This window comes from Pseudoalteromonas sp. G5_S1_14_S5 (assembly GCF_054968605.1).
Window position 1 is genome coordinate 1 of record NZ_JBQKUM010000149.1, and the last position, 3,354, is coordinate 3,354.

At 44.0% G+C, this 3,354-nt stretch carries 2 protein-coding genes; both read right to left on the bottom strand.

Annotated elements, in window-relative coordinates; translation table 11 throughout:
* Window positions 1-1,610: ABC transporter ATP-binding protein (locus tag ACTRWI_RS22105; RefSeq protein ID WP_499133850.1), on the bottom strand; the 1,610-nt coding region annotated here is incomplete at its 3' end.
* Window positions 1,604-3,354, bottom strand: a 1,751-nt coding sequence (locus ACTRWI_RS22110; RefSeq protein WP_499133851.1) for an ABC transporter ATP-binding protein, incomplete at its 5' end; no start/stop codon positions are given. The genes ACTRWI_RS22105 and ACTRWI_RS22110, both read right to left, overlap by 7 nt.

The following is a 3,354-nucleotide window of genomic DNA, read 5'->3' on the forward strand; positions in this document are numbered from 1 at the left end:
GCTATCACGGTTTTCTCTTTGAACAGACGCTGCATCGCTTTTTGAATGAGATCCTCGGTAATCGAATCTACCGAGCTGGTTGCCTCATCCAGCATCATCAGCTGTCCACCTTGGGCGACTGCTCTAGCGAACGAAATAAGCTGCGTCTGCCCTACTGATAGGTTCGCTCCATTCTTATCTAATTGGAAGTCATAGCCTTGAGGCAGCTGTTCAATAAACTTGTCGGCATAAACATAACGCGCCGCCTGCTCAATCTCGGTAATAGATAGATGTTCTTTACCTAGTACGATATTGAAAGCTATCGTCTCTTCGAATAAATGCACATCTTGCATCATCATCGAGAACAGGTGTGCCGAGTCTTCACTAGAGATCTGCGACAGCTCAATGCCATTCAGCAATATGCTGCCTTCATAGTCTTGGTAGGTTTTCGAGATCAAACGCAGAATCGTTGACTTGCCTGAGCCTGTAGAGCCCACCAGTGCAATTTGGCGTCCTTTTTCCAAGACAAAAGAGACGTTCTTAAGCACATAGGGAGAATCATCTTTATAACGAAAACTAACATTCTTAAATTCAAGGCTTTCAAACTGCTCTAACTGTTTAGCAACCTTCTCTGACGACAGTATATTACGTCCTTCTTCTTCGGTCGGCTCAACAAACAACTCTTCGATATGATCGAAGGCCGCAAATGAACTCTGAATAGAAGCAATTTGTGAAGTAAAATCGCGGATCGGCACGAACACTTTTTCTAAAGTATTAATGAAGGCAATTAACACACCTAAAGTCAGTGCTTCCTCAATAACTTGCTCTGAGCCATACCAAATCATTACCGCAATGGTGATGGACGTGATACCAGAAATGAACGAGAACAAAATCGCATCGTATTTATTGATCTTTTTCTGCGCTCTAAGAAATTCGTCGGTATAGCCTTGGTAACGTTGTTCCACTTGTTCTTCCGCTCGGTACATCTGTACGGTTTTCATACCAAACAAGACTTCTTGTAAGAAACCAATGCCTTGAGCCAAAGACGAACGCGTAATCTTATATAGAGCACGAAGTCGATTTCGAACATGCACAGTCAGATACATCACCGGAGGCATGATGATCAACACGATCAGCGTTAGCTTCCAATCAATAAAGAACATCATAACCAATAGCGCAATGGTGTTAATGCTGTCTTTTACCAAACCGACAACCGACTGGACAAACGTCTCGCCTATGGTTTCTAAATCACTGGTTAGACGCGAGAGCGTGACGCCAATCGGAGTGTTATCAAAATAGCTGCGTGGTAATTTCAAAACACGAGCAAACAGCACTGAACGCATGTCAGTGATGGTGTATTGACCCGTTTTGCGCAAGTTATACGCGTAAGTGGTGTCCACTATATAACTGGCGATTAGCACAGCAACCAGGTAGAAAACGTATTCTAACAGCCCGTCCATATCCCCATGGCTCAACTGAACGTCGATCACTTGAATGATCAACCAAGGGAACAATAAGCTCGTGATGACAGAAAGCGGAAGCATCGCAATGCCCAAAATCGCGGAGCCTTTGTATTTCTTAGCAAACTTAAAGAAATGCTTTAGGTACTTGAGGTCAACATCTTTTAACATGTTGCTGCCTCCGTTTCATTTTGCTGTAGTAACCATGTCTCGTAGTAGTAATCGCAAGTTTTCAGTAAGGTTTTATGGTCGCCCTTAGCCATCACTTTTCCTTCATTCAACACGATAACTTCATCCATATATTCCAGTGCATTAACACGATGTGAGACGACAAGAATCGACTGGTTTTCCAATCGCTTAAATAGGCCTTCTAAGATTTTTCTCTCTGTCTCGTAGTCAACGGCAGACAGGACGTTATCCATAATGATGAGATCGGTTGGTTGCAATAGAGCACGAGCAATACTGAGGCGCTGTTTCTGCCCTCCTGACAGCATAATGCCCTTCTCACCGACTAAGGTTTGGTCACCTTGCTCAAAGCGTGTCACATCACTGGCTAGTTGGCTAAGCTCTAACACTTCATCAACCTGACTTTTGGCTAGTTCGGTATCGGCGCTACCAAAACGAATATTCGCTTCAACAGTAGCTGAGAACAGGTATGGATCTTGGGTGACCGTTTTGACGTAACGACGCAAATCGCTGCGCGAGAAGCTAGTAATATCTTTCTCACCCAGCAGTACTGACCCTTGTGGAGTATCTAAGTGGTGATTCAAACAGTTCACCAGCGTCGTTTTGCCCGCACCGATTCCGCCTAACACACCCACTTTTTTCCCTGCGGGAATATCAAAGCTGATGTCATCAAGAATCAGACGCTCCTCACCCGGGTAGCTAAAGCTAAGGTTACGCACGGAGAACGTTTGACCTTTCAGAGATTCCACATCGAGCTCAGAAAGCTTCTGCTTATCCACCTCAGGAATTTTGGCATTGAGAATTGTTTGTGCGCTTTGAATACCGACCATACCGCGCTGATAAATCGTCGCGATTCGTCCTAATTGCATCAGCGGCATGGCAAGCAAGACTGAATAAGTTAAGAATGCTGTGATTTCACCTAGGGTCAGTTCCTGTCTCATCAACATAAAACCACCTAAACCTAAAATAATGATTTTCATCAGGTCATTGGCGTAATCGAGAACTGGCATAAAGAAGACTTGGATACGCGTGATTTTAAGGCGGCATTCAAGCAACAACTGATTCAGTTTTTCAGTCTCCGCTCTTACCCAAGGTGACATCTGCTGGCTTTTAATCAGGTCAATTCCAGACAAATAGCTCATCAGTTGTGCTGACAAGTTTTGCAGTCGCTTCATATGCTCTAGATGGAGCGTTTTCATGCGCTTAAAGCCCACTCGGAAAATCACGAATGCGATTGAAATCGGAATGATCGAATACAGGGTTAGTTCTGGCGATATACGCCACATGTATAGCGGCGTTAACGATAGAGCGAGCAACGCATTAAAGAATTGCAGAAAACCAACACCAAACATCAAACGAACTCCACTTAGGTCATTGTTGATGATTGAGATTAAACGACCAGAAGCAAAGCGCTCGTGAAAGCTGTTTGGCAAGCGGTTGAGTTTCTGAAGAAGTGTGGTTTTTAGTGAAGCTTCTGTTATTCGCCCTGGGTTGAGCGCATAAATGCGAGACAGAATCCTAACTACGACCATTGCAACCGACATACCAACCACAATCCAAACATAAGTCTGTAGCTGTTGATGACCACTTGAGGAGGCGTCATCAATTAAGTCTATTGCCAGTTGGATATAACGGGGAATTTCTACTTGTAACCAGTTAACGAGAAAAATGAACACAACCGCAAGTAAATAAGAGTTGCGATTCATGCGCAAGTAATGGGCAATAAACA